Raw genomic sequence first — 1,548 nt, forward strand, 5'->3', positions numbered from 1 at the left:
CGCTCTGTACAGAATCGCTGAAAACTGGTGCAGCGATCCGGCGACGGAGGAGTATTTTCGAATCGTTTGTCCCGGTGGCCAGGTCTCCCTTCGCGCGGTCAGCTATTTACCGCTCGTTTCGCCAGGGGAAATGCTCGCCACGCTCGAGGAACTCTACGATCGCATGGGCTATCGGAATCGCACGGAGGAACCCCCCGATCACCTTGCCGTGCTGGCGGATTGCTATGCTTTTTTATCCCTTCGGGCGGCTTACATGCTGGCAAACCAGCGACAGGACGACTTTTTGTCTTTCCTCCATCTTCGCGACCATCTGGCTCTTCAGTACCTTTTACCGGTACTTTCTTCCCTGGTGGAGAAGCTCCAGAATCACCAGATAGCCAGTTTGCGCGCGACCGTTGAATGGATGCGGGATGTCCTCCATTCATCAGCGTGCCACAATCTGAGCCCGCCATCACAAGTGGCCGACTAACTGAACAAAGTTCGGAGCGCGATCGGTCTTTTCTTCACATCCCACACCGAACGAGCTTGCTCAGAGATTTTAGAGAAGCACAGATTAAACGACGAAATCGAAATACTGAAGCGGTGATCACGCCTGAGGCGACTTTTGCGCAAATGCGATGATGCCGTTCTCATCCGCAATAAAATCCAGTAATCACCGCGCACATATTGGACAAGCTTAATTTGCGGGACTCAATTTCAAGTATTCCTCACATGGCCGTTTACTCCTGTTAATTCTCTTTTTTCAACGGAAGATGGCTTCGCGCAAGCTCGCACCAGGGGCCGTCAGGCACCAGATCGAGAAACCTTTGCCAATGCTTGACCGCTTCTTGATGCCTGCCCGTTTCTTCCAGGAGCTGGGCCAGCAGGAAATGCGCGTCGGGGAAATCTGGATGGAGCTGGATTGCACCTTCGTAAGCGGCCAGCGCCAGTTCCCTGTCGCCGAGTTCTACAAGGACGGAACCAAGGTTCAGATAGGCTTCCAGATATTCCGGATCCAGTTCCAGCGTCATGAAGTAGCGCTCTCTCGCACCGGAAAGATCACCTGCCCGATACAGCAAGTCAGCCAGACGAAAACAGACCTCGGCTTGCGGTCCACCCGTGGCCAGAATGAGTCGGTAGGCCTCAATGGCATCGGCCAGCCGGTTGGTTTCTTCGCACACCTCCGCGATCGAAAGCAACTCCTCCCTGCTCCAACTTTCCGCTGCAAAGCCGTGGGCGAGTGATTTCTCCAACGAGATAATGCCCGTGCCGGGTACGGCGTCGGTCTCGAAAAAGTCAAAATGAAACTGGCCGGTTGGGTCAACAAGTTTATCGCCATACCGGAAAAACGCCTGCTGCCACCGGACGACGAGGGGCCAGCGCTGCAGGGCCTCTCGCAGAAAGGGTGATTTCTCTGCCAGATTCCGCCATCGTCCGAGGATCCGCCGAACGGAGACACCGGCTTTGGCAAGTTCCGCCAGGTTTTTCGCCCGAATCACCGCCTGGTAATCGAAATAAGCAAGACGGCAAACAGTTTGCGTGGGCACCAGCAACCCGATCCGCTGCCAC

2 protein-coding genes are annotated in these 1,548 nt (G+C 55.2%); one reads left to right on the forward strand and one right to left on the reverse strand.

Going from position 1 to position 1,548, the window contains the following annotated elements:
* Nucleotides 1-469 (forward strand): molecular chaperone TorD family protein (locus H5U08_RS18360; protein WP_297036476.1); only part of this gene is annotated, 469 nt, incomplete at its 5' end.
* A gap of 259 nt (nt 470-728) precedes the next feature.
* Here the strand turns inward: H5U08_RS18360 and H5U08_RS18365 are convergent.
* The coding region (locus H5U08_RS18365; RefSeq protein WP_297036477.1) for a tetratricopeptide repeat protein at nt 729-1,548 on the reverse strand (820 nt) is incomplete at its 5' end.

The organism is Thermogutta sp. (genome assembly GCF_014359955.1).
Taxonomy (GTDB): domain Bacteria; phylum Planctomycetota; class Planctomycetia; order Pirellulales; family Thermoguttaceae; genus Thermogutta.